Source organism: Maribacter arenosus, from assembly GCF_014610845.1.
Taxonomy (GTDB): Bacteria; Bacteroidota; Bacteroidia; order Flavobacteriales; family Flavobacteriaceae; genus Maribacter_A; species Maribacter_A arenosus.
Genome location: NZ_JABTCG010000022.1, coordinates 1 through 1,364, shown reverse-complemented (window position 1 = coordinate 1,364; position 1,364 = coordinate 1). Strand labels below are relative to the sequence as shown.

Sequence of the window (1,364 nt, the reverse complement as noted above, 5' to 3'; positions counted from 1 at the left end):
TTGGTAATGGAAGTGTGACGAATCCATTAAGTGTCCCAACGGGAGGCATCACAACGGCACAGATCGCAGATCTGACCATTGCAACGGTGGATATCGCCGATGACAACGTGACCCCGGCAAAAATAGCAGAAGGGGCCAACGGGGAGATACTGACAACCAATGCAATAGGCGACGTCATCTGGGCGGCTCCAACAGCAATTGCGGTATCATCCGATGGCACGACCATAACAGGGGATGGGAACCTGACCGACCTTTCCGTGCCAACGGGAGGTATCACGACAACACAGATCGCAGATCTGACCATTGCAACGGTGGATATCGCCGATGACAACGTGACCCCGGCAAAGATAGCCGAAGGCAACAGCGGAGAGGTACTTACAACCGATGGGGCTGGAAATGTGGTCTGGTCCGCCGCAATGGCAGGCGCGGTAGGCAGTGACGGCCTAACAATCACAGGAGACGGGACAACAGGCAACGAGCTTCAGGTAGCCGACGGTGGGGTCAATACCCTGCAACTCGCGAACGATGCCGTAACGACGCTTAAAATACAGAATGGCGGGGTGCAGACCGATGATATCGCCGACCTCAACGTGACCGATGCCAAGATAGCACCGGGAGCGGCAGACCAGATCCTTCGAACGAACGCCACCGGGACCGCAGCTACATGGGTAGATCTCCCCACTGGGAGCGGAACCACCGAACTCGCCGACCAGGTGACCATTACAGGGGACGGGCAGATAGGGACCGAGCTTCAGGTAGCCGACGGTGGGGTAAATACCCTGCAACTCGCGAACGATGCCGTAACCACATTGAAAATAGCCGATGACAACGTGACGCCGGCAAAGATAGCCGAAGGCAACAGCGGAGAGGTACTCACAACCGATGGGGCGGGAAATGTGGTCTGGTCCGCCGCAACGGCAGGTGCGGTAGGCAGTGACGGCCTTACAATCACAGGAGACGGGACAACAGGCAACGAGCTTCAGGTAGCCGACGGTGGGGTCAATACCCTGCAACTCGCGAACGATGCCGTAACGACGCTTAAAATACAGAATGGCGGGGTGCAGACCGATGATATCGCCGACCTCAACGTGACCGATGCCAAGATAGCACCGGGAGCGGCAGACCAGATCCTTCGAACGAACGCCACCGGGACCGCAGCTACATGGGTAGATCTCCCCACTGGGAGCGGAACCACCGAACTCGCCGACCAGGTGACCATTACAGGGGACGGGCAGATAGGGACCGAGCTTCAGGTAGCCGACGGTGGGGTAAATACCCTGCAACTCGCGAACGATGCCGTAACCACATTGAAAATAGCCGATGACAACGTGACGCCGGCAAAGATAGCCGAAGGCAACAGCGGA

General features: G+C 57.6%; 1 protein-coding gene. It reads left to right on the top strand.

Annotation, left to right across the window (positions count from 1 at the left end):
- A partial coding sequence (locus HPE63_RS18460; RefSeq protein ID WP_223198227.1) for a hypothetical protein occupies positions 1 to 1,364 on the top strand: 1,364 nt, incomplete at both ends.